This is a genomic window from Sporosarcina sp. E16_8, assembly GCF_017347095.1.
GTDB lineage: Bacteria > Bacillota > Bacilli > Bacillales_A > Planococcaceae > Sporosarcina.
In genome coordinates, this window is the sequence record NZ_JADPRZ010000031.1 from 16,005 (window position 1) to 41,096 (window position 25,092).

A 25,092-nucleotide genomic window follows, 5' to 3' on the forward strand; every position below is an offset into this window, starting at 1 on the left:
AAATTTTATTATTTAAATTTGACGTATTAGAAATGTTTTCTAGCATCATAGAAAACAAAACTACAAGTATTTCAAAGGATGTTGCGATTTGAAAGTTCTCCATATTATTCCTACTTTAGCAAGTGGCGGGGCCGAAAAAATGTTAGTTGATCTAGTGGAAGAGATGAAGAAAGCGGGAGTCTGGGTAGAGGTACTCGTGCTTTCTGATTCGGAGGACTTCTACAGTGAGCGAATAAGAGAATTGAAAATCCCGATACATTTCAGTCCCATAAATAAAGTGTACCATCTGTTGCAAGTTAAGGTCATTAAGGACTATCTTAGTAGAGATTTTGACATTGTCCATGCTCATTTATTTGCGCCTCAACTGTATGTAGCATATATCAAACAATTTATGGGTGGAAAGACAGTGCTCATTACAACTGAACATAATACACATAACAGAAGGCGTGAAAAGAAATACTTCAAGTTTATTGACAGTTGGATGTATAAGAAATACACAAAAATCATTGCGAATACAGAAGGTACTAAAGAGGAGATGATTAACTATCTCCCTAAGGTGGCAGTTAAAACGGTCGTTGTTCATAATGGAATACGCATTAAACAATACCTAGAGGCGAAACCATTAGAACGTAAAGAACTAGTTAGCAATTATCGTGAAAATGACATCCTAATTGTGATGGTAGCCGCTATGCGGGAACAGAAAGATTATGAAACTTTAATTAGGGCATCAGCATTACTTCCCGAAAATTATCATATCCTTTTAGTTGGTATAGGAGAGCGGTTAACTGACGTAAAGGAATATGCCAAAGAATATGGGACTCCGAAAATCAGTTTCTTGGGGCGGCGATCTGATGTGCCATCTATTTTGAAATCATGTGATATTTTTGTTTTGTCATCAAAATGGGAGGGATTTGGATTAGTGGCTGTGGAAGCGATGTCTGCCGACTTACCCATTATCGTTTCTGATGTTGCTGGTTTAAGGGAAGTTGTCGAAGGGGTAGGAACTTTTTTCGAGGTTGGAAATGAAGAAGACTTGAAAAGACAAATTTTGAATACTCCAAAGGATCGAATAGAAGGAAAAGAATTAAATAGTGAAAAAAAACAAAAAATGATTTTGTATAGTATCGAGAAAATGGCATCAAATTATTTGAGGATTTATCGGGAAGTAACTGGAGAAGAGAAATTAAAATAAATATTGTTCCCTACCCTGATATTAATAGGTGCAGCACTCTTTCCATACACAAAATACCCTATCTATAGTTATCTATATCTTCAAGAAAGTCTTGGTTTGGTAAGCATTAAAAATGTACAGGAGGTAAGATGATGAGTTGTTTAGTAAGTATAAACTGTATCACTTATAATCACGAAGACTATATAGCAGATGCTATCGAAAGCTTTTTAATGCAAAAAACTAATTTTGACTTTGAAATTTTGATTGGTGAGGATTGCAGTACAGATGACACGAAAAAAATAGTGGAGAGATACGCCAATCAGTATCCCGAAAAAATAAGAGTCATCACCTCTGCACAAAATGTAGGATTCCGGAAAAACTCTCAAAGAATTTTCGAGAACAGTAAAGGGAAATACATTGCAGAATGTGAGGGAGACGATTATTGGACTGACCCCTACAAACTTCAAAAACAAGTGGATTACTTGGAACAAAATCCTGAATGTACTTTTTGTTTTCATAACGCGGTGTTAGTAAAAGCGAATAAGAAAGTAATACCTGGAGTGCAAACTCATTTAATTAAAAAAAGTAATTACTATTTTCATGGAGGAGATAGTAATTATTCCGTAGGTGAATTGGCTTTATTGGGCTTTATTCCAACGGCTTCTTTTATGTATCCCAAACACTTAATGGATAATCTACCAGAATGGTGCTCTACAGCTATAGTGGGTGATGTCCCGATAAAACTTATAACAACAAGCTATGGTTATGCCCATTATTTAGATGAAACTATGAGTGTATATCGAACAGGAGTGAAGGGTTCAATTATGTATAATTGGAAAAAAGAAAGTGGAAATAAGGAAAAACAAATTTTAATTAATGAAGGATTTTTACACTTATTCGATAACTTCAATGATTTTACAAAGGATAAATATAAACCGGAAATTGATAAAGCTAAAATTCAGTTTGAGCTTGAGATAGTAAGATTAGAAAGAGAACGAAAAAAGTTGAAAATCCCAAGATATAAAGAATATTTTAATCGCTTAGGTTTGAACGGGAAAATAAGATATTATGCTAGATATAATTTCCCAAGTCTTTATGTACTTTTTACTCGCCTAAAAGCATATATTTAGATGCTCAATAGAATAAAAAATAGGAGCTTTCATATGCAAGACTCAAACCCGTTAAAAACAAAAACGATGACAGGTTTGTTTTGGAGTTTCGCTGATCTACTAGCAAACCACGGTGTTCAATTTGTCATACAAATCCTGTTAGCTAGGCTATTATTGCCTGAACACTTTGGTGTCATTGGTATGATTTTGATTTTCATAGCGATTTCAAATTCAATTGTGGATAGTGGTTTTTCACAGGCATTGATTCGTGATCAGCAGACGAGCCAGACAGATTATTCTACAGTCTTTTATTTTAATATCATGATGGCTGCCGTGATGTATGGCATCTTGTACTTTTCTGCTTTTCCGATTAGCAATTTTTTTAATGAACCTCAGCTGATTCCGATCCTTCGTGTACTTTCTTTAGTGCTTATTATTAATTCTTTAGGAATCATCCATAAAGTTATGCTCATTAAGAATGTCGATTTCAAAACAATAGCAAAAATAAATGTCATTGCGGTCTTGCTATCTGGAAGCATTACGATATCCCTTGCGATGATGGGCTATGGTGTTTGGAGTCTTGTTATTAATACACTGTCCATGCAATTAATCCAGACGTTGCTACTATGGATTTTTAATAAATGGGTACCTTCAATGGCATTCAACATGCAGTCATTTAGGAAGTTTTATAAATTTGGATACAAGTTGTTATTATCCGGTCTATTAGATACCTTATATAACAATATCTATTTCGTTATTATTGGAAGATTTTATTCCACAACGCAACTCGGATTTTATACAAATGCAGCGAGAATTAGTAACATGGCTTCTCAAGCAATCTCTGCCACTGTTCAACGTGTATCTTATCCAATTCTTAGTAGCATTCAGCAAGACGAGATTCGTCTGAAATCCGGATTTAGAAAAATCATTAAGACATCTGCCTTTATAAACTTTCCTTTGATGATTGGTTTGGCAGCTATTGCACCATCACTTTTCACTGTACTTCTGGGTGAGAAGTGGATGCCTTCAGTAGTCTATTTCCAACTGCTTTGCATCGCTGGAATGCTGTACCCACTTCACGCGATAAATTTAAACATACTGCAGGTCAAAGGAAGATCAGATTTGTTTTTGCTGATTGAAATAATTAAAAAATTAGTATTGACCTTACTAATCTCAGTGTCTTTAGTACTTGGACAAGGAATCATTGGTCTAATCGTGGCGGCGGTATTGAGCTCATATATAGCCTTATATATTAACACTTACTTTTCTGCAAGGGAAATAGATTATTCGGCGAAAGACCAGTTGAAAGACCTATTTCCTGTGCTTTTACTTTCAATTGTTATGGGCGTATCTGTTGCTACGATTGGTAGTGTACTGCCGGTAAATCATATCATGAATTTGACGATTCAAATCGGCATTGGAATTGTTGTATATATAGCTGGATGTAAAATGGCGAGGGTACAAGAGTTAGAAACAGTCTATCGCATACTTCTTGTCCTAGTGATGAAGAGTAGACTCATGAAACATAAAAACAAGAAAATTGTAGAGAACAAGATCGTACTGGAGAACGAGACGATAGGAGGAAATAAGTGAACATATTACTGACTTCTGCTGGGCGAAGGGGTTACTTGGTCAACTATTTTAAAGAGGCGTTAGAAAATCAAGGTGAGATACATGTAGCGAATAGTTCCATTCATTCAACTGCTATGATGTATGGCGATCATTCGGTTGTTACGCCTTTAATTTATGATGATGCATATATTCCCTTTCTTAAAGCGTACTGTAAGGAGCACCATATTGATGCATTGATTCCTTTATTTGATATTGATTTACCTATTCTATCAAATTACAAAACAGAGTTTAGAAGAATCGGGGTCGAAATAATTGTATCGAACAAAGAAGTGATAGCGATATGTAATGACAAATGGGAGACATGTAACTACTTAAAGAAGAAGGGTTTTCATACAGCACTGACATTTGTAACACTTCCAGCTGCAATCAATGCGATCCGTCAAGGTCATATTTGTTTTCCGTTAATCATTAAACCGAGATGGGGGATGGGTTCAATCTCCATTTTTGAAGCGGAAAATATGGATGAGCTAAATGTCTTATATCATAAAGTTGAAAAAACGATTCAAGCTACTTATTTATCATATGAATCGCAGCAGAATATTAAAAGTTGTGTTGTTATCCAAGAAAAATTAGTAGGTCAAGAATATGGTTTGGATATCATCAACGATCTTGAAGGCAATTACCAAACGACGATTGTAAAGAAAAAGCGTGCTATGAGAGCTGGAGAAACAGATTGCGCAGAAACAGTTATTAATCTCGAATTAGAAACAATGGGGAAAAGACTAAGTCTGGTGATGGGACATACTGCTAACCTTGATGTGGATGCTTTTATCGTAGAGGGTGTCCCTTATATTTTAGAGATGAATGCTCGTTTTGGTGGAGGTTATCCATTCAGTCATATCGCTGGAGTGAATCTTCCGAAGGCAATCATCCATTGGTTGAATGGTGAAGCAGTGGAGCAATCATTATTAGTGGCAAACCCTGGCGTAGTTGCTTATAAGAGTTTAATGATTATTGAACATCAAACAAATGCAGTTCCTGTCGTACTTTAGTAGAAATATTAGTGTAGAAAAGGGGATTTAACTGATGAATAACTATTTTGATGAACCCATCCTAATCACTAGACCATTACTTCCGGCAACGTACAATATATCGAGGAAAATAGGCGAGATATGGGACAGCAAATGGTTAACTAACAATGGTTCTCAACATCAAGCATTAGAGATCCAATTAAAGAATTACCTAAACGTCGACCAGTTATCACTTTTTTCAAACGGTACGTTAGCACTGCTGCTTGGATTGAAAGCACTTGATTTAACAGGAGATGTTATTACGACTCCCTTCACCTTTCCTGCAACTGTTCAGGCCCTAGATTGGAATGGACTTACCCCAGTATTTTGTGATATTGACCCCCGAACCTTAACAATCGATGCAACTAAAATTGAAGCCTTAATAACGGACAAGACGAGTGCGATTCTTGCAGTACATGTCTTTGGAAATCCATGTGATGTTGAAGCCATACAGGCAATTGCAGACCGCCATCAATTGAAAGTTATTTATGATGGTGCACATGTATTCGGCGCAAAAATCAATGGTAAACCAATCAGTCATTACGGTGATATGACAATGTTAAGTTTTCATGCGACCAAGCTTTTTAATACGATTGAAGGTGGAGCATTAGCGTTTAAGGCTGAAGCGCTCGCTCGAAAGTTAGACCTGCTTAAAAACTTTGGTCTTGCAAACCCAGAGGAAGTCCTGTTATCTGGCTTAAATGCAAAAATGAATGAGATCCAAGCTGCGATGGGACTGGAAGTCTTGAAGTTAGTGGATGAAGAAAGAGCGAAGAGGCATATCCTCAAAAAAACATATGAACAGCATTTAGCTCTATTGCCCGGAATTCGAGTGCTAACGACTTTAGAAGAGGACAGCAGTAGTTATCAATACTTTGTTATTGAAATAGATGAAAGTAGGTTTGGTAAATCTCGGGATTGGCTCCATGAACAATTAAAAGACTATAACGTTTTCACAAGAAAGTATTTCTATCCTCTTTGTAGTGACTTCCATTGGTATCGGCATCTTGAATCTACCCAACGAGAAAATCTTTCACAAGCACAGAAATCTGTAGGACAAGTGTTAGCGATGCCTTTTTACGGTGAACTTGGGATATCTTCTGTGATTAAAATTTGTGAGATTATCGAAGAACTGCATATAAGTCATAAAAAGTGGAGTGATGTTGTATGAAAGGGATCCTATTAGCAGGTGGATCAGGTACTCGTCTTTATCCTCTGACGAAAGCCATATCGAAGCAAATGTTACCGGTATACGATAAGCCGATGATTTATTATCCTTTATCAGTCTTAATGCTTGCAGGTATTAAGGAAATATTGATCATTTCAACTCCGCGAGATATTGCAGGATTTAAGGAGTTATTAGGGGATGGCAACAAACTAGGCATGGAGTTGCAATACGCAGTCCAGGATAATCCAAACGGGCTTGCAGAGGCTTTTATAATCGGGGAAAAATTTATTGGTCAATCACCTGTTGCCCTTGTCCTAGGGGATAATATCTTTTATGGCTCTGATTTTGGAAATAAAGTACAGCGCGCAGCTACATTAGAATCCGGAAGTATCATTTTTGGTTGTACTGTAAATGATCCTAGGGCATATGGCGTTGTTGAAGTAGATGAACAAATGCATGCCTTGTCTATTGAAGAAAAACCCGAAAAACCAAAATCCTCTTATGCTGTCCCAGGTCTCTACTTTTTTGATCATACCGTTGTGGAAATCGCTAAAAGAGTCACGCCATCTGAGCGGGGGGAAAAAGAAATCACCTCGATTATTAATGTCTATCTTCAAAGGGGAACACTCAAGGTTGAGCTCATGGGAAGAGGATTGGCATGGATGGATACGGGGACGCATGAGTCGTTGCTAGAGGCTTCAAACTTTGTCGAAGCGATTCAAAAACGCCAAGGCTTATATGTATCTTGCATTGAGGAAATTGCATTCAGAAGAAATTATATAACAAAAGAACAGCTAGTAGAGTTAGCTCAGCCTTTATTGAAAACAGATTACGGTCAATATTTAGTTGAAGTTGCAAAATCAAAACAACTGATTAACTTATTTACGCAAGAGCTTCTATTTGTATGAAAATCATTTGGACGAGAAGGAGTTTTCCATGAATATACTAGTAACTGGTGGGGCCGGATTCATCGGATCGAATTTTATTAAACATATGCTTTCAACATATGATTATAAAATTATTAATCTGGATTTATTAACATATGCAGGGAATTTGTCTAATCTTGAAGATAGTGCAGGGAGCGAGAATTATCACTTTGTAAAAGGCGATATTTGTGACGCTCAGTTGCTGAAAGAAATTTTTGAGAGATATGACATTCAAGTCGTCATTAACTTTGCGGCAGAATCACATGTGGACCGGAGTATTGCGGATCCTGCACTTTTCCTGAAAACCAATGTTCTTGGCACGCAAACACTCCTCGAGGTAGCAAGAAAACACTGGGAAATCAATCCTGACGATAAAGCTTGTAGGAAATTTAGTGATCATGTGAAATATATTCAAATATCAACGGACGAAGTATATGGAACCCTTGGAAATAGTGGTTATTTCACCGAACAAACAAATCTAGCCCCTAATAGCCCCTATTCAGCTTCTAAGGCATCTGCAGATTTAATCGTTAGGGCTTATTACGAAACGTATGCGCTGCCTATCATGATTACGAGGTGTTCGAATAACTATGGCCCTTACCAATTCCCTGAAAAGTTGATCCCACTTATGATTAGCAAAGCTTTAAAAGAAGAGCCCCTTCCGGTATATGGAGATGGTAGACAAGTTAGAGATTGGCTTTATGTAGAAGATCATTGTATCGCCATAGATACGGTTCTTCATAAAGGGGAAATCGGAGAAGTTTATAACATCGGTGGGAACAATGAGAGACCAAACATTGAAGTTGTTAAGTTTCTGATTAGTCAATTAGGGAAAGACGAGAAACTTATTGAATCTGTAGAGGATCGTTTAGGGCATGATAAAAGGTACGCAATCGATAATTCGAAAATCACAAAAAAGCTAGGTTGGTCCCCGGCCATTACATTTGAAAGAGGCCTTAAGATGACAATTGAATGGTATTTAAATAATACAGATCGGCTGGAACCAGCTAATATCCGTGAAATTGTCTCATAGGAAATGATATATATGTTGAAATAAAGAATTCCATTGAACCCACTACGACGGGAGAACTAAGTTTATACAGTCATTCATATGTTCAACCTATAAAGATAGAGAGTCAGTGAATGGGAGGAGAAAACAAAAAAAATGATGTACATTCAAGAGACTACAAGGGAGAAAAGTGATGTAGAAAAACTTCGAGGTGCTACTAGTAAAGAAACAGTCGAGGCTTTAGAAAATAAATACGGTGAGTCCTTTTATCTGTTTGATTTAATGAAATTAAGGTCGAATTACATGGAAATGTTTTCCGCTTTTACTAGTAGGTACACTAACTTTATTATCGGTTATTCCTATAAAACGAATTACCTGCCCGCGCTTATAAAAGAAATGTATAAACTTGGTGCTTACGCTGAAGTTGTATCGAGATTAGAATATGATTTAGCTCTCAAAATTGGAGTGGAACCGAAAAAAATCATCTTTAATGGTCCGTTAAAAACATACGATGATATAGCACTGGCGCTGGAAAATGGAAGTATTCTTAATCTGGATTCGTTTTACGAGATTGATCTGTTAGAGGACTATGTATACAAAAATGCTGCCAGCAATTATAAAGTAGGGTTACGAGTGAGTTTTGATTTAACGGGTGAGGGGAGTAGTCCACATCAAAGTGGATTTATCCAAAGTAGATTTGGTTTTTGTGTTGAAAATGGAAATTTAGAAAAAGCGATAAAGCGTTTGAAATGTATAGGAAGTATTGATGTGATCGGTTTCCATGGTCACTTTTCTACAAAGGTAAGAAGTGTTAGTATCTATCGGAAAATAACACAGAAGTTATGTGATCTGTCAAAAGAATATTTGCTGGATACGCTGGAATATATAGATGTTGGTGGTGGAATGTATGGAAATGTACCAGAAGAAATGGGGTTAAAAGATATACCAACATTTGATGACTATGCGGAAGCAATCTGCTCAGTCATCAATAAGGAAAAATCTCACTTTAAAAAAGATCCATTATTAATCATTGAACCGGGATTATCAATCGTTGTGGACACTTTTAAGTTTTACAGCAAAGTGATTGATGTGAAGAAAAATCAAGAAGAAATCTTTGTTCTTGTCAATGGGAGTATTCATAATATCAAGCCGACTATGCATTCTATCAATTTACCAATGGAACATGTAAAAAAAAACGGAGGGCTATACAAGAAAGGGATATTTAATGTAGTGGGTTATACGTGTATGGAAAGGGATTATTTGGCAATAAATTATCAAGCTGAAATTCCGAAGCCAGGCGATTTTTTGGTCTTTAGTAACGTAGGTGCGTATACCATTGTTTTAGATCCACCTTTTATTAAAGAAAGGCCTCCCATTATCGCGGTAGAGGAAAGTGAATTTAAGATAGTTAGAAAGCGGGAGAAATTAAATGATTTTATAAATGACAGTATCTATTTATTTCAATCCTTTGTTTTAGTTGGCTTGCCTTTACTATAGAACCTTAGTGTGGTGTGAGGACCCATAGCTACTTTCGATAAGGCTGAACGAAGAAAATGGGGAGGCTGAACATGAAAAAGATCCTATTTGTAGCAACTGTCTATCATCATCTTGCGTCCTTTCATAAACCGTTCATGAAAATGTTTCATGAAAAAGGATTTGAAGTCCATGCAATCGGTAGTAATTCTATGGGCAGAAAAAATGAGCTGACAGCTATGGGGATAATTTGCCATGACATGGATTTTTATCGAATACCTTTATCGAGTAAAAATATACGGGCATTGAAGACGCTTGATGATTTAATTAGACATGAGTACTTTGAATTAATTCATGTTCACACTCCGACTGCCGCATTTCTCACGAGATATATAGCTTCGAAACATAAACAAGGAAAGATAATTTATACTGCGCACGGCTTTCATTTCTATAAAGGGGCCCCTATGAAGAATTGGTTGTTGTTTTATTTCGCCGAGAAACTTGCAGTACGATGGACTGATGGTCTAATCGTCATGAACAAAGAAGATTACCAGTTGGGAAAGAAGCTTGGCTATAAGGAAAAAGAAAATCTGTTTAAAGTGCATGGTGTCGGCGTCAATCTAGCGGAGTTTCAATCGACTGTCAGGGATAGCGACATGGATATTCGTGAGGAATTGGGAGTGGAGGACGATGCGCTTATCGTATGTTGTATTGCAGAACTAAGCGCTAGGAAGAATCACTTTTTTTTATTGGGAAATTGGAAATCCATTGTGGCTAAGTGTCCGACTGCCCATCTAGTTCTTGTTGGCACGGGAAAAAGTGAAAAGGAAATAAAAGAATATATTGAAAGTAATAGAATACCAAATGTACATTTGATAGGTTTTCGAAGTGATATAAATCAAATTATATCATCTTCTGATATTGTCACATTAGTATCGAAGCATGAGGGGCTTCCCAAATGTTTAATGGAAGCTATGGCATGCGCCAAAATTGTTGTGACGACAAATGTCAGGGGATCACGCGACTTAGTAGAACACGAATCAACGGGGATAGTTGTAGGACTTGGCGATGGAGCCAGTCTCGTTGAAAGCTTTGTTACAGTACTTCGGAGTAAGCAACTAAGGTTGAATTATGGACGAAATGGACTGCAGAAGATTCAAAACTATAGCTTGCATTGCGTACTACAAGAAATGGATGACATTTATGAACGCTACTTAAATGATGAAAGGAGTAACGCCAATATCTAAAATCAAAAAAGTAATCATTCCAGCAGCTGGCTTAGGAACTCGTTTTTTACCCGCAACAAAAGCGATGCCAAAAGAAATGCTTCCAATTGTTGATAAACCAACAATACAATATATAGTCGAAGAAGCTATTGCAGCAGGAATAGAAGATATTATTATTGTCACTGGTAAAGGTAAACGAGCTATTGAAGATCATTTTGATAATGCATTTGAACTTGAGGCCAACCTTATCGCAAAAGAAAAATTTGAACTTCTGGCAAAAGTGCTAGAGTCATCGACTGTAGATATTCACTATATCCGCCAAAAAGAACCCCTTGGGTTAGGTCATGCAATATGGTGTGCACGGAAATTCATTGGCAATGAAGCGTTTGGAGTTATGCTTGGTGACGACATTGTCAGAAGTGAAACCCCAGTGTTGAAACAATTGATTGAACAACATGAGATAACGGGTTCAAGTGTCATTGGTGTACAAGAAGTCCATGCTGAAAGTATTCATAAATATGGAATCGTTGACACCTTTTATAAGGGATCAGATCTAATGCAGATAAGAAATCTTGTAGAAAAACCTTCAAAAGAACTTGCTCCATCGAACTTGGCGATTATCGGCCGTTATATACTTACACCAGAAATTTTTTCATTTTTAGGAGAAAAAAGAATAGGGATAGGAGGAGAAATCCAACTTACCGACGCGATTCAACGGCTTAAGGAAATTCAGGATGTATATGCTTACAAATTTGAAGGCAAAAGATATGATGTGGGCGAACAATTGGGGTTTATTGAGACGACATTGGCGTTCGCTTTAGATCGTCCAGAGTTGAAAAAAGACGTTCTCGGTTTGATGAAAAAGTTTCTGATAGAGCTAGAATACGAGGCGATTGTATGATTCTGTTCAATGGATAGCTTTTTTGGAGAAAATATAGAGTGCTCCTGGCTGGAAGAGAAAACCTGGTTTGTCTGACGTAATCGAGACAGACCTATAGGATTTAGTGTACAAGTTCAGAATGTTATTCATAAAAAGACGCCCCGTATCTAGTCATACGATTAGATACAGGGCGTCTTTTATATTTGGCTATTTCCTCTTAGTCTTATTATAAGGCCTCACCATCAGACCCATCTCCTTCCGTTCCTTATCAAGAGCCTTGTAAAAGGAAATCATCATGAAAATGATGACGAAGGAGAAGGGAAGTGCCGCAATTACCAATGCATTTTGCAATGCGGTTAGTCCATTGGCCGAGAGCAGAATGATAGCAACCGCTGCTTGTGCGATACCCCATGTTAGTTTTACAATATTTGGCGGATTTAGTGATCCGTATGTCGACTGCATTCCGAGCACGAATGTGGCAGAATCCGCGGATGTGATGAAAAAGACTGAAATAAGGATTATGGCTACAATCGATAGCAACATTGACAATGGCATCGCTTGGAAAACGGCGAAAAGCGTTTCTTCCGTTTTCAGCCCAGATAGATCAGTTCCTTTCATTTGCACATCCATTGCTGTGGCACCGAAAACAGAAAACCAGAAAAAGCTAAGCACTGTGGGTAGCATCAAGACACCGACCAAGAATTCGCGGATGGTCCGTCCACGAGATACGCGTGCTATGAAGATCCCTACAAACGGGGCCCATGAAATCCACCATGCCCAATAAAAAATGGTCCAACCATTAATCCACTCCCGATTGGCAACATCAAGCGGTGCTGCCCGGAAGCTCATACGGGCTAAATTTTGTAAGTATAGGCCGATTGTATCGGTAAATGTATTGAAGATTAATAAAGTAGGTCCAAGTACGATAACCAGAACCAGTAAGACGACCGCAAGTACCATATTGATATTAGATAAATATTTAATACCTTTACCTATACCAGACCAAGCAGAAGCGAGAAATAAAATCGTAACGATAATGATGATGATAATCTGAACGGAAAAACTGATGGGGATATCGAATACATAAGATAATCCGCCGTTGATTTGAATAGCCCCAAATCCTAAAGTCGTTGCAACTCCTACTACCGTCGCGAAGACAGCGAGTACATTGACCAATGTGCCTAAAGGGCCGTTCATCCGATCTCCGAAAAGCGGCTTCAATGTTGAGGAAATCAATCCAGGTTCCCCTTTACGGAATTGGAAATAAGCGAGTGACATGGCAACGACAGCATAGATCGCCCATGCATGTATGCCCCAATGGAAGAATGTAAAGCGCATGGATTCACGAAAAGCAGCGGCACTTCCCGGTAGTTCAGTTGCAGGGTCTATAGCGAAATGCGATAAAGGTTCGGCTGCTCCCCAGAAGACGAGCCCTATTCCCATGCCCGCTGAAAACAGCATTGAGAACCAGCTAATGCGAGAATACTCAGGTTCTTCATCAGGTTTACCGAGTGTAATCTGCCCCATTGGACTGACGATAAAGAACACGCAGAACAGTACAATTCCAGTGACGACAAGTAAATAATACCAGCCGAATGAGGTAGTGATGAAATTCTTCATATTATTTGTTGCATTTTCAAAGCTTTCCGGCGCAAAGGCCCCGAATGAAACCGCCAATACTACAAGAACTAGCGTAATCCAAAAAACGCTTGATACTTTTTTCATCTAATCACCTATTTTTCTTAATAAAATAATGGTACATAACAGTTAGATTAATCTTGTCCATTAATCTTCAATCCCATGCACGTACTTCTCCTTTCATTCCCCTTTCTTTCTATTGTTAAACAAATAAGCACAATGAAAAAACGATTCCATTGGTGATGGAATCGTTTTTTTTCAATAAGTGAGTGTAAGTAATAGAATGTAGCTTGTTAAAAACAAGAGAACCTCTCGATTTGGTTAAGGTCGATCCCCGTATATTCCCATCTTCTTTGCCTATTACGCCATCTGTAGCCGGCAACAGATGTACGTCCGACGAAGACTGGATAAAACCAAAAACCTTGTCTTCTTGATAACCAAACATATGTTTGTCGGTAGAGACAACCGCGGATTGCACCTGGATCTACTGCAAACAACTGATTACTTGGATATGCGGGTATTGTGTTTGGCGGCGGTGACGATGGACCTTGTTGTCCACCAGGCTGTCCAGGTGGTCCAAATCCCGGCTGTCCTTGACCTGGTGGTCGTCCTGGAGGACCGAATCCTGGCATCCCTTGACCCGGTGGTCGTCCTGGAGGCCAGAATCCTGGCATCCCTTGACCCGGCGGTGGTCCCGGAGGTCCAAATCCTGGCATTCCTGGCCCAGGTGGTCGTCCCGGAGGCCCAAATCCTGGCATTCCTTGGCCTGGTGGAGCATACCCCTGCATGTCGTGTCCTGAGTGGAAAGCAACCATTTCTTGTTCTGGCATCCCGTAACCTGACATCTCTTGCCCTGGAGAAAAAGCTTGCGTGTCGTAGCCTTGCATCTCTTGCCCTGGAGAAAAAGCTTGCATGTCGTAACCTTGCATTCCTTGTCCGGACATCCCCATGCCTGGAGACCAGCTGTCATTCGCATAGCCTGACGTATCTTGCGCCCGGTTGCCTTCATATCCTTCAGGTAATTTCGGGTACCATTGCTGTTCCCCTTGACCACCTGGTTGCATGTTAACCATTCGTCCACTCCTTCCAAGCGATTCTCTTTATCCTATGCGACAATGGGTGAAAAGGAATGGACTTTTATTCTCGGGAAGCTTTTTCGAGTTTAGCGGATCTACTGTATGAGTGGGGATGACTGCTATGGAATTGGCGGAAAAAGCGATTGTAGTAAATCATGATGCTAACCTGTCACTTATGTTTACATATAAAGATGCATTTTATAGGAGGATGCTAGAACCTTTTTTATTTGATAAAGAATTGTCGCTGTTGTAGAGATTCGCGATGCTGTATTACAGTTCGTTCTATGGGTTACTAAGTTTATCAACTTCACTCCGATTAGATTCTTGGTACTATCTATTTAGGATTTACCAGGCGTTATACCCCACCCGTATAACGAGCAAATCTAGCGAAGGGGCGACACTAATGATAGGCAGCCCAATATCGCCGAAGCAATAATACCTAGGAGGCATGTAGTTCAATTCCTCCCTAGTGATCTTCTGACGGGCTTATTGCGTAAGGCCATCACCAAGCGACTAAGCGATATAGGAATCACACACCATTTTTTAATTGCCAACTATTATAGCAACTTCACCGCTTCATCCCACTACAATAGCACCCTATTAGCACGAACTAAATTTTCTGAATACCGTACAATAAACCGCTTTCATCGTGTACGATATTAGTAGATTAGTAAGGAGGGGTTCATAGTGGGGAAAGCATCTGAAATGGTTATTCGTTACCGTGGGACTGAGTTGAACACGAAGGGGTGGCAGCAGGAGGCGGCGCTTCGTATGCTTATGAATAACTTAGACGCGGAAGTAGCGGAGCATCCCGATGATCTAGTCGTTTACGGTGGCATTGGAAAGGCGGCACGCAATTGGGAGTCGTTCGACGCAATTGTCCGCTCGTTGAAAGAACTTGAAAATGATGAAACACTACTTGTGCAATCGGGGAAACCAGTTGCGATATTCAAGTCACATACAGATGCACCAAAAGTATTAATAGCAAACTCGAACCTAGTCCCGGCCTATGCCAACTGGGAACATTTCCATGAGCTCGATAAAAAAGGACTTATGATGTACGGACAAATGACAGCGGGAAGCTGGATTTATATCGGTTCACAAGGAATCGTGCAAGGGACATACGAAACATTTGCAGAACTGGCGAAGCAACATTTCGGGGAGTCGCTGAAAGGGACGATCACACTAACTGCCGGACTTGGCGGAATGGGTGCTGCACAGCCGCTAGCGGTTACGATGGCCGGGGGCGTTTGTATCGGCATTGAAGTGGATGAAACCCGAATTGATCGCAGAATTGAAACACGCTATACCGATGTGAAAACAGATTCACTGGAAGAAGCGATTCGTCTTGCGCTAGAAGCGAAAAAAGAAGGCCGTGCACTGTCAATCGGCTTGCTAGGAAATGCAGCAGAAGTTCTTCCTGCCATGCTTGCAATCGGATTTATTCCGGATGTGTTGACTGATCAGACATCTGCGCATGATCCGTTAAACGGTTATATCCCGTCTGGCATGTCACTCGACGAAGCTGCAAAACTTCGCTCGGATAACCCCGAGGAGTATGTGAAACGTTCGAAAGCATCCATGGCAAAACATGTTGAGGCAATGCTAGAAATGATGGATAAAGGTGCGATTACGTTCGACTACGGTAATAATATCCGTCAAGTGGCCAAAGACGAAGGTGTTACGCGTGCGTTTGATTTCCCAGGGTTTGTTCCTGCCTATATACGTCCACAGTTTTGTGAAGGAAAAGGTCCTTTCCGCTGGGTAGCTTTATCAGGAGATCCTGAAGATATTTATAAAACGGATGAAGTGATTTTACGCGAATTCAGTGACAACAAACATTTATGCAATTGGATTCGGATGGCGCAAGATAAAATTCAATTCCAAGGATTGCCTTCACGGATTTGCTGGCTAGGTTACGGGGAACGTGCTCGGTTCGGGAAAATCATTAATGATATGGTGGCTTCGGGCGAATTAAAAGCACCGATTGTCATTGGGCGAGATCATCTTGACTCCGGGTCAGTTGCATCGCCAAACCGTGAGACGGAAGCGATGAAAGACGGATCGGATGCAGTAGCTGACTGGCCGTTGTTGAATGCAATGATCAATGCGGTTGGCGGAGCTACTTGGGTTTCCATTCATCATGGGGGCGGCGTTGGAATGGGTTACTCGGTTCATGCAGGCATGGTGATTGTCGCAGACGGAACCAAAGAAGCGGAAGCTCGAATCGAACGTGTATTGACGACGGATCCGGGAATGGGCATTGTCCGTCATGTAGATGCGGGCTATGAACTCGCCGAGAAAACAGCCCGTGAAAAAGGCGTCAATATCCCAATGATGGCAAAAGAGGCGATTCAAGAATGACAAACGTTGTTTGGATTAAACACGCAACACAACTCGCGACGCTAGCCCAACCAAGTTCAGCACCGCGAATAAAACAAGCGATGAATGAGTTAACAATCATAGAAGACGGCAGTATCTGGATTGAAGAGGGCATCATTCAAGCGGTCGGAACAACGCAGGAACTTGAAGAGCAGTTCAAAGACCGCGCCCATGAAGCTGAAATCACAGACGCGACAGGTCATCTCGTTACACCGGGGCTTGTCGATCCACATACACATGTTGCTTATGGCGGCAGTCGCGAACGTGAATTTGAAATGCGACTTGAAGGTGCGACCTATATGGACATTATGAATGCAGGCGGCGGTATTCATGCGACAACAAAAATGACGCGCGAAGCGACTGAAGATGAACTTGTTGAGCAGGCGAAGAAACGTCTGGATTCATTTTTGAAACATGGCGTCACGACTGTCGAAGGAAAAAGCGGTTACGGCTTAGATTTAGAAACGGAACTCAAACAGTTGCGTGTCATGAAACGTTTGCAGCAAGAACACGCGATTGACCTTGTGCCAACATTCATGGGTGCACACGCAGTCCCAACAGAATTCAAAGGGCGAGAAGACGATTATATAGATCTAGTTGTCAATGAAATGCTTCCTGCTGTTGCCAATGAAAAGCTCGCAGTCTTCAACGATGTATTTTGTGAAGTCGGTGTTTTCACACCTGAACAATCACAACGAATTTTGGAAGCTGGGAAAAAGGTTGGTCTGATACCGAAAATCCATGCAGATGAAATTGAACCCTATGGCGGTGCGGAACTTGCGGCAAAAGTTGGAGCGATTTCAGCAGAGCATTTATTGAAAGCGTCTGATGAAGGAATTAAAGCGATGGCAGACGCGGGGACGATCGCTTGTTTATTGCCAGCAACGGCTTTATTCCTTAGAGAGCAGGCAGCGGAAGGGCGCAAGATGATTGATGCTGGCGTACCAGTCGCAATTTCGACAGATTGTAATCCTGGATCTTCACCGACAACATCGATGCCACTTGTTATGAACTTAGCGTGCATATCGATGCGCCTAACACCGGCAGAAGCGCTTACTGCCGCGACATATAACGCGGCGTGTGCGATTCGGATGGAAAACGCGACGGGATCACTGGAACCAGGTAAACAAGGAGATGTCGTTCTATGGGACATTTCAAACTACCAAGAACTTCAATACTTGTTTGGGGTAAACCACGTTAAGTCCGTTTGGAAAAAAGGTGTAAAAGTCGTTGGATGATTAATTTTACTAAAGGATGGTTGTCATGATTGAATTAACAGGTTCGTCTCTAAGTCTGGCTCAAATGAACGACATTTTATATAAAGAGATTGGGGTTTCATTGAACGAGGAAGCCGTGGAACGCGTGAATAAAAGCCGTGCAGCTGTCGAAAAAATTGTTCGGGAAGACCGGACTGTTTACGGAATTAATACAGGTTTTGGTAAATTTAGCGACGTTAAAATCGATGAAAAAGATACGAAAGCATTGCAATTGCACTTGATTCGATCCCACTCATGCGGCGTTGGAGAAGCGTTTCCTGAAACGGTTTCGCGTGCGATGGTTGTGCTTCGCCTGAACGCGCTTTTGAAAGGTTTCTCAGGAATCCGTGCAGAAGTGTTGGAACGCTTTGCTTATATGGTGAACAATCGCATTCACCCGGTCATTCCGCAGCAAGGATCACTTGGTGCATCAGGCGATCTTGCGCCATTGTCCCATCTCGCACTTGTTTTGCTTGGTGAAGGTTTTGTCTGGCAAGATGGTTTGCATGTTCCAGCTGCAACTATTTGGAAAGAGCATGGCATGTCGCCGATTGTGCTCGAAGCGAAAGAAGGGCTCGCACTTATTAATGGCACGCAAGCGATGACTGCGCAAGGCGTTGTCAATTATTTGGAGGCAGAATCACTTGCGTATGCTAGTGAATGGATTGCGGCAATGACAATGGAAGCGCTCTATGGAATTACAGACGCATTTCATCCAGCGATTCACGAAGCGCGCGGTTATCCGGAACAAATGGATGTTGCAGCGAGAATGTTGGATTGGTTGGAAGGGAGTCAGCTTACGACCGTCCAAGGCGAAAAACGTGTCCAAGACGCTTATTCAATTCGTTGTATTCCACAAGTGCACGGCGCGAGCTGGCAAGTGCTTGGCTATGTAAAAGAGAAGCTGGAGATTGAGATGAATGCTGCGACAGACAATCCACTAATTTTCGATGATGGGGATACTGTTGTATCAGGTGGTAATTTCCATGGTCAGCCAATTGCGTTTGCGATGGACTTCTTGAAGCTTGGCGTGGCAGAACTTGCAAGTATTTCCGAGCGTCGTATTGAACGGCTCGTTAATCCACATTTAAATGAAGGATTACCACCGTTCCTTAGCCCGGAACCGGGTTTACAATCGGGTGCAATGATCTTGCAATATTCAGCAGCAAGCCTTGTTTCTGAGAATAAAACACTTGCACATCCAGCGTCCGTGGATTCGATTCCATCGTCCGGTAATCAGGAAGACCATGTCTCGATGGGAACGATTGGCGCGAGGCATGCGCATGCCATCATTAAAAATGCGCGAAACGTGCTTGGGATTGAAGCGCTTTGTGCGATGACAGGCTGTTCTATTCGAGAAGTAGAAAAAATGGCTCCGAAAACGCGTGAGAAGTTCGAGCAATTAAGTGCCATTGTTAGTCCGATAGATGAAGACCGTATCTTTACACCGGATATTGAAAAGATTGCTCAGTTTTTGGTAGGGTAACGAGCAAAAGACCGAAGCGAGATTTGACAGCTTCGGTCTTTTGTGTTGAATGAAGTGATGAAAGTTGGAACCAATCATAAAGCAGCGCGAACCGATCATCGCATCCGGTACCTGGCACCCGAATTTACTAAATTTCACTATATCAAATATTAGTTTTAATCCCCGTTTTGGCTTCATAATTGATCAAAAGTTACGATTTCATACCCAAAATGGAATTATTCGTCTTTCTGCTAAATTCACTTTATATTCCTTTTGTTATAAGGTGGATGAAAGAATCAGTATGAAGGGGCTGAGCGGTATGGTGAGAGCGTTAGTATGGGAAAAGCCAGCGGATTATGAAGCGGGAGACTTGGATCAAGACGGTCTATGGAAAAAAGTGATTGGAGAACTATTCGAAGACTTTTTGTTGTTTTTCGCACCAACATTACATGCACAAGTAGATTTTTCAAAAGCACCGGATTTTTTGCAACAGGAACTTTTTCAAGAAATTATGGATGAAAAGAAAGGGCGCCGAATGGCAGACCAACTTGTCAAAGTGTATCTGGTTGACGGTGAAGAAAAGTGGATTTTAGTACATGTGGAAGTGCAAAGTGACAATGAAAAAGATTTTGCTAAGCGAATGTTTCAATACTTTTATCGCATTTATGATCGGTTTGATCGAGAAATTGTTGCATTAGCCATCATGACATCGCCGCATCAAAGCGAATTTTCTACTCAATTTCGCTACTCCTATTTTGGCACAAAGCTGGATTATGCGTATACTAATTATAAGGTTGCCGATTACGATTATAAAGAATTGGAGCAGTCAGATAAGCTATTCAGTAAAGTTGTCCTTGCGACCAAATATATGAACGAAACGAAGCAAGATGCTGACAAACGCTATGCGTTTAAAATGAAATTAATGCGGGAAATTATTAAACACCCCATTTATTCGCGCACGACGATTCAAGCTGTATTTTATTTTATAGACTACTTATTACGGTTACCGCAGGAGTTATCCGAACAACTCGCAAAAATAATTCGCCCTATTTTAAAAGAGGAGGCCAACGACATGGTTCAATTTAACGAAGAAAACCCATCACCAACTCTAGCTGCAATCTTCGCCATGGAACGAGAAGAGGGAGAAAGAAAAGGAATAGAGCAAGGAATAGAGCGAGGTATAGAGCAAGGAATAGAGCAAGGTATAGCGAAAGTCGTACTTGAAATGCTAAAAGAGGGCGCGTCAATTGACTTTATTGCCAAGGTAACTCATCTGGATAAAGAAGCAATTGAGAAGATAAGAAAAATGAATTGATTCATTAAAAAAGGTTATCTTTGCACGATGCTATTCAAAAAATTGTATAACGATAAAAATGAAGATTAGTCATCTACTTGAATGTCTGATCTTTATTTTTCATTCTGAATCTGATTTGAAATCGATTATTGGCCATTATGCTATGATAGAACGAGCAATGATTTTAGGGGGAGTTTCGATGGATAATCAAGAAAAACCACATATCTTATTAATCGACGGAATGGCACTTCTATTCCGTTCATTTTTTGCAACATCAGCTATGGGACACTACTTTCCCAATGCCGCAGGTGTACCGACAAATGGGGTACAAGGATTTGCGCGTCATACGATGACTGCAACGTCGATATTCAAACCGACACATATGGCAGTTTGTTGGGATATGAGTGCACATACGTTTCGCAATGATTTATTCGATGGGTATAAAGCGAATCGACCTGCTCCGGCACCAGAGCTTGTTCCGCAGTTCGATATGACAAGAAGTGTTTCTGAACTAATCGGATGGAAAAACTACGGAATACTTGGGATGGAAGCAGATGATTTAATTGGGTCGATGGTCGAGACGTGGGATGGTAAAGCGGAGATCACAATCGTAACAGGTGATAAAGACCTGCTCCAACTACTCAGACCGGGCGTTCAAATTGCGTTCATGAAAAAGGGATACAACGTTTATGATATCTATACATATGAACGTTTTGTAGAAGAATACGGCATTTCACCAAAGCAGTTTATAGACACGAAGGCCTTCACAGGCGATACCAGCGATGGTTATCCTGGTGTTAAAGGGATTGGACCGAAAACTGCGCTTAAACTAATTAAGGAATATGGTTCGGTTGAGGGTGTAATTGAGGCCTTACATGAATTAACCCCTGGCATGCGTAAAAAAATCGAAGAAGATATAGATATGCTTCATTTATCAAGAAAGCTGGCAGAGATCCATTGTGCGATTGACATGAATGATTCTATAGAAAATTTGGCAATCCCTATTTATGACACTGAAAAAAGGGAACTAATCGAGCGTGAAGGCTTTTCTATGATTGTCAGACAGGCGGATTCACTTTTTAAAAAATAACCAAAAATCTCCCTACGAAATAGTTGTAGGGAGATTTTTGGCGTCACGTCTGTTATTTAACGATTTACGTGCATAAAACACTAGTGAAAATGGCTTGAAAACCTTCATTTTAACTGGACTATTTCCAACTATTTCGGAAATCCTGTTGCGAATAGTTGCCTGCCGCGTTTCAACAATCTTCAAGTGAAAAATGCATTTGCTTCGAAAGAAAAGAATAGATGACTTTATATAGAGACTGTAAGTGCCCTTAATTTTAGTATATTCCAGTTCCTGGATATTTCGAAGTGTAGAAGTGATAATGGTCTTTAAGCAAAATGATAGTATTAAGTTATTTATTTACAGTTAATGAAACTTATAACTCATTAAGAACGTATCACTATTAGGACTGTTGTTGTTCAACTAACCGGGCAGGTTAGTGAAAGAACGGTTTATATTTTATTTATGATAGAATCAGGTGAAAAGTGAGGTGGAACAATGGAACGTTTGAAGAAAGTGTCATTAAAAAGTAGGTTAATAACTGGCATAATCGTTTTTGTTATTCTTATTTCGGTTAATTATTATTTCCATCTTTTCAAACCTAAAAATTCATTAGACCTATATCAATCAATGACTTTTGCAGATGATTTTGAAGAGGCACAAAGTTTAATGTTAGAAGGATACGAGGCTAATTTTAAGGAAGAAGATTTTGAATTTATCAATGGAACGAAAACAGTAGCAAACAGTATAAATCAATTTGCCCTTTTTGAATATGATGAAAGATCTTATCTGATTATGACTTCACCAGGTACACAAGGTATCCGAAAGTTAAAAGTTCTTGCAGTTGAAGAGTTACCAACAGAAATAAGGGATTACTTTCTTGAATTATCGCCATAATGCTTTTTAGTTTCACTAACGGGTGCTTACTTCAAGAAGGAGTAAAGCTGTTTTCTTAATGAACTAAAGGGGCAGGTTAGTTCAATAAGAAAATATTAAAATATGTGAAAATTGGGACAACTAATATGCTATAATTTTTAAAAAGATAAGGGGTATTATACGATGACTGTTAAACTTAAAGAAGTTTTGGAAATAGAAAAATCTATTTTGCGTAACTTTTACTCGTTGTATCTTCACGAGCTTTCGAATTTCACCACGAATTTAGATGTTGGAGAAGATGGTGTCTTTCATTATGAGGAATTGGATAAATTCTGGGACGTAGATGGATTATCCCCCTATTTTATTAAGTTGAATGATGAAATTATCGGTTTTATATTACTATTAGAACGCCCATTTTTGAAAAAAAGCAATGATTATGGAATAAACGACTTTTTTATACTCAATAAGTACAAAGGGAAAGGATTGGCTGTACAGGCTGCAGGAAAGATATTTGAAGAGAAAACAGGGCAATATTTTGTAATGCAGGTTGTTGAAAATAAGCGTGCGGTTGCATTTTGGAAAAAAGTTTATAATGAGTTAAATATAGAAACTCATGAAAGACAAGACCTAATTGATGATGAGCTATGTCTAATTCAAACGTTTAAAATTTAATTCAACTAACGGGTGCTTTACTTCAAAGAAGGAGTAGTGCCTTTTTTACTAACGGGGCAGGTTAGTTTAAGAAGAAGGTTTATTTTGAATGGTGTTGAATAAGTTAAAGTATGTAAATTTTTGAACAAAAGTGAAGGCGCTCTAAGGGGGGCTTTACTTTCAGGTGGGACTGGCACTTTTATATTGAACTAACAAGAGGGTTTGTTGAACAAGAAGGGCATAGAATAAATCACTAACAATACAATATTTTAAAAGAGGGATATTATGAACAACAATTACCAAATTGTAAAAGAAGTAATTGATGATTGGGACCCGAAGCAATTTTTACATCAGACACCTGAAGATGAATATAACCCAGAAATAGAGATGATTGTAGACCTATTACCAACAGCAACTTCTGTTGAAAAATTAGCTGTAGTGATACATGAGGTATTTGTTATAATGTTTTCGGTTGATGAAGTATATTCGATTAATAATTGTTATCCAAGTGCATTAAAAATTTGGAACAAAATCAATGGCGGTTAAATTCTAAACAAAACAAAAAATGACATTTATCAAAATCAATCTTATTAAACTAACGGGGTGCTTTAGTTTAGCAATTTAAATCAACACTCAGTTGGCTTTTTTGCACATCCGGACCATAATGTGTAGCATAAACACCTTATCTGAGGTGTTTTTTTAATGCCTTTTAAATGGGTAATTATGGTGCTATGATAATGAATAGTTCATCAACATAGTGTTGTTTAACTTGTGTTTAACAATCGGGCAATTTTGTGGGACAAGTTATCTTAGGGAGGGGAGTGAAAGAGTGTTAGTTTTTATTACAGTTTCGGCTATTATTCTTTTGTTATATATCCTAATTAGTCATTTCGTTTTTAAAAGAAAATTAAACATTGAAGAAAAAAGGTTACGCCCCTTTTCAAAAAACAGAAATAAATTGTTTTTAATCACAGAAATCATCTCAATCATTGCATTCACAGTCATTGGTATTGTTTATTTAAATCTAGCTGAGTCGGCGCATTTTTCTCGGACCTTCATTCCAAAACTTATTGTTGTGCTGCATTTCACTCTTCAAGTAATCAGAGGATTGGAGCTCTGGGCATTTAATCGGGAAGAAAAGTCATATTATTATCAATCTTTAGGTGCTACGATGTTTCTGGCTTTGTTTCTAGTTTTCTATTTTTCGGAAGGTTATCCATTCTAGTCTTTCAAATTATTTATGTTGATGAATCGATTGTATAACTTTTATTAGGAGAGGGTTAATCAAGAACCGGGCGCGATTCTTAAATAAGTGTCGCTGTTCTTCTTACACTAAAGGGGCTTTAGTTCATTAAGACTTCTTCAACTACATAGGTTGTACGGAAGAAGGGAGTAATTAAGATGAAAAAATATATTAACAAAGGAACAATAAAAATATTTTTATTAGGATTTATATTATATTTTATAATTTCAACGATAATAAAACTAATATGGTAAGACTTCATTGAGATTTGATTGGTGAAAAGATGAAAATCTCATATTGAGCTAAAGGGTGCTTTACTTCAAGAAGGAGTAGTGCCTTTTTTACTAACGGGGCAGGTTAGTGGAGGAAGGAATAGTATTGGAGGGGTTAATTTGAAAGGTAAGATTTTAAATCGTATCGGTGACATTCAAGAAAAGGTTAAATGTTACTGACACGGCTTAATGTCCATCGATTGACGGTAACCATTGTCCAATGATTGCTAAATTAATGTCCAACGTAAATTAGAGAAAAAGGGAACTAT

At 39.3% G+C, this 25,092-nt stretch carries 22 protein-coding genes and 1 pseudogene; 21 read left to right on the plus strand and 2 right to left on the minus strand.

Annotated elements, in window-relative coordinates; genetic code table 11:
* The first annotated feature begins 88 nt into the window (after positions 1 to 88).
* The 10 genes from I2484_RS15025 (at position 89) to galU (ending at position 11,625) form a co-directional block, all read left to right on the plus strand.
* Positions 89 to 1,192, plus strand: a complete 1,104-nt coding sequence (locus I2484_RS15025; RefSeq protein ID WP_207151860.1) for a glycosyltransferase — start codon at positions 89 to 91, stop codon at positions 1,190 to 1,192.
* A 131-nt stretch (positions 1,193 to 1,323) separates the two neighbouring features.
* Positions 1,324 to 2,301 (plus strand): glycosyltransferase, encoded by a 978-nt coding sequence (locus tag I2484_RS15030; RefSeq protein WP_207151861.1) that lies wholly within the window; start codon positions 1,324 to 1,326, stop codon positions 2,299 to 2,301.
* Positions 2,302 to 2,334: 33 nt separating this feature from the next.
* The gene (locus I2484_RS15035) at positions 2,335 to 3,873 is read left to right on the plus strand and encodes a lipopolysaccharide biosynthesis protein (protein WP_207151862.1); all 1,539 of its coding nucleotides are present in this window, start codon (positions 2,335 to 2,337) and stop codon (positions 3,871 to 3,873) included.
* Complete coding sequence (locus I2484_RS15040) at positions 3,870 to 4,904, plus strand: ATP-grasp domain-containing protein (RefSeq protein WP_207151863.1); 1,035 nt, start codon at positions 3,870 to 3,872, stop codon at positions 4,902 to 4,904. The genes I2484_RS15035 and I2484_RS15040 overlap by 4 nt, the downstream gene beginning before the upstream one ends.
* Positions 4,905 to 4,938: 34 nt before the next feature.
* The gene (locus I2484_RS15045; RefSeq protein WP_207151864.1) at positions 4,939 to 6,093 is read left to right on the plus strand and encodes a DegT/DnrJ/EryC1/StrS family aminotransferase; all 1,155 of its coding nucleotides are present in this window, start codon (positions 4,939 to 4,941) and stop codon (positions 6,091 to 6,093) included.
* Positions 6,090 to 6,998, plus strand: coding sequence for a glucose-1-phosphate thymidylyltransferase RfbA (rfbA, locus tag I2484_RS15050; RefSeq protein WP_207151865.1), 909 nt, complete (start codon positions 6,090 to 6,092; stop codon positions 6,996 to 6,998). The genes I2484_RS15045 and rfbA overlap by 4 nt, the downstream gene beginning before the upstream one ends.
* A gap of 28 nt (positions 6,999 to 7,026) precedes the next feature.
* Positions 7,027 to 8,049 carry a dTDP-glucose 4,6-dehydratase gene (rfbB, locus tag I2484_RS15055; RefSeq protein WP_207151866.1) on the plus strand — a complete coding sequence of 341 codons (1,023 nt, stop codon included), beginning with the start codon at positions 7,027 to 7,029 and terminating at the stop codon, positions 8,047 to 8,049.
* A 132-nt stretch (positions 8,050 to 8,181) separates the two neighbouring features.
* A complete protein-coding gene (locus I2484_RS15060; RefSeq protein ID WP_255551469.1) occupies positions 8,182 to 9,522 on the plus strand; it encodes a type III PLP-dependent enzyme domain-containing protein in 1,341 nt (446 codons plus the stop codon).
* Between the two features lie 71 nt (positions 9,523 to 9,593).
* The gene (locus I2484_RS15065; protein WP_255551470.1) at positions 9,594 to 10,745 is read left to right on the plus strand and encodes a glycosyltransferase family 4 protein; all 1,152 of its coding nucleotides are present in this window, start codon (positions 9,594 to 9,596) and stop codon (positions 10,743 to 10,745) included.
* Positions 10,717 to 11,625, plus strand: coding sequence for a UTP--glucose-1-phosphate uridylyltransferase GalU (gene galU, locus I2484_RS15070; RefSeq protein WP_275956881.1), 909 nt, complete (start codon positions 10,717 to 10,719; stop codon positions 11,623 to 11,625). The genes I2484_RS15065 and galU overlap by 29 nt, the downstream gene beginning before the upstream one ends.
* Before the next feature lie 186 nt (positions 11,626 to 11,811).
* Here galU and I2484_RS15075 read toward each other — a convergent pair whose 3' ends face one another.
* Entirely contained in the window at positions 11,812 to 13,329 is a 1,518-nt protein-coding gene (locus I2484_RS15075; protein WP_207151868.1) for a glycine betaine uptake BCCT transporter, read from the minus strand.
* 206 nt (positions 13,330 to 13,535) lie between these two features.
* Positions 13,536 to 14,315: a hypothetical protein gene (locus I2484_RS21570; RefSeq protein ID WP_255551471.1), complete on the minus strand. Its 780-nt coding sequence runs from the start codon at positions 14,313 to 14,315 to the stop codon at positions 13,536 to 13,538.
* Between the two features lie 124 nt (positions 14,316 to 14,439).
* Here I2484_RS21570 and I2484_RS21575 point away from each other — a divergent pair, with 124 nt between their 5' ends.
* From I2484_RS21575 to I2484_RS15125, 11 genes and pseudogenes are all read left to right on the plus strand, one after another.
* The gene (locus I2484_RS21575; protein ID WP_255551473.1) at positions 14,440 to 14,571 is read left to right on the plus strand and encodes a hypothetical protein; all 132 of its coding nucleotides are present in this window, start codon (positions 14,440 to 14,442) and stop codon (positions 14,569 to 14,571) included.
* Between the two features lie 452 nt (positions 14,572 to 15,023).
* Positions 15,024 to 16,682: a urocanate hydratase gene (gene hutU / locus I2484_RS15085; RefSeq protein ID WP_207151882.1), complete on the plus strand. Its 1,659-nt coding sequence runs from the start codon at positions 15,024 to 15,026 to the stop codon at positions 16,680 to 16,682.
* Positions 16,679 to 17,938 carry an imidazolonepropionase gene (gene hutI / locus I2484_RS15090; RefSeq protein WP_207151869.1) on the plus strand — a complete coding sequence of 420 codons (1,260 nt, stop codon included), beginning with the start codon at positions 16,679 to 16,681 and terminating at the stop codon, positions 17,936 to 17,938. The genes hutU and hutI overlap by 4 nt, the downstream gene beginning before the upstream one ends.
* A 25-nt stretch (positions 17,939 to 17,963) precedes the next feature.
* Positions 17,964 to 19,442: a histidine ammonia-lyase gene (hutH, locus tag I2484_RS15095; RefSeq protein ID WP_207151870.1), complete on the plus strand. Its 1,479-nt coding sequence runs from the start codon at positions 17,964 to 17,966 to the stop codon at positions 19,440 to 19,442.
* 298 nt (positions 19,443 to 19,740) lie between these two features.
* Positions 19,741 to 20,736, plus strand: a complete 996-nt coding sequence (locus tag I2484_RS15100; protein WP_207151871.1) for an RpnC/YadD family protein — start codon at positions 19,741 to 19,743, stop codon at positions 20,734 to 20,736.
* A 178-nt stretch (positions 20,737 to 20,914) separates the two neighbouring features.
* Complete coding sequence (locus tag I2484_RS15105) at positions 20,915 to 21,805, plus strand: 5'-3' exonuclease (RefSeq protein WP_207151872.1); 891 nt, start codon at positions 20,915 to 20,917, stop codon at positions 21,803 to 21,805.
* Positions 21,806 to 22,060: 255 nt separating this feature from the next.
* Positions 22,061 to 22,188, plus strand: a pseudogene (locus I2484_RS21580) (IS1595 family transposase); the annotation flags it as partial.
* Between the two features lie 91 nt (positions 22,189 to 22,279).
* Positions 22,280 to 22,678: a hypothetical protein gene (locus I2484_RS15110; protein WP_207151873.1), complete on the plus strand. Its 399-nt coding sequence runs from the start codon at positions 22,280 to 22,282 to the stop codon at positions 22,676 to 22,678.
* 162 nt (positions 22,679 to 22,840) lie between these two features.
* On the plus strand, positions 22,841 to 23,329 hold the full coding sequence (locus I2484_RS15115; RefSeq protein ID WP_207151874.1) for a GNAT family N-acetyltransferase: 489 nt from the start codon (positions 22,841 to 22,843) through the stop codon (positions 23,327 to 23,329).
* 264 nt (positions 23,330 to 23,593) lie between these two features.
* Entirely contained in the window at positions 23,594 to 23,854 is a 261-nt protein-coding gene (locus tag I2484_RS15120) for a DUF1871 family protein (RefSeq protein WP_207151875.1), read from the plus strand.
* Between the two features lie 283 nt (positions 23,855 to 24,137).
* Positions 24,138 to 24,533, plus strand: coding sequence for a DUF4181 domain-containing protein (locus I2484_RS15125; RefSeq protein ID WP_207151876.1), 396 nt, complete (start codon positions 24,138 to 24,140; stop codon positions 24,531 to 24,533).
* Positions 24,534 to 25,092: the final 559 nt, after the last annotated feature.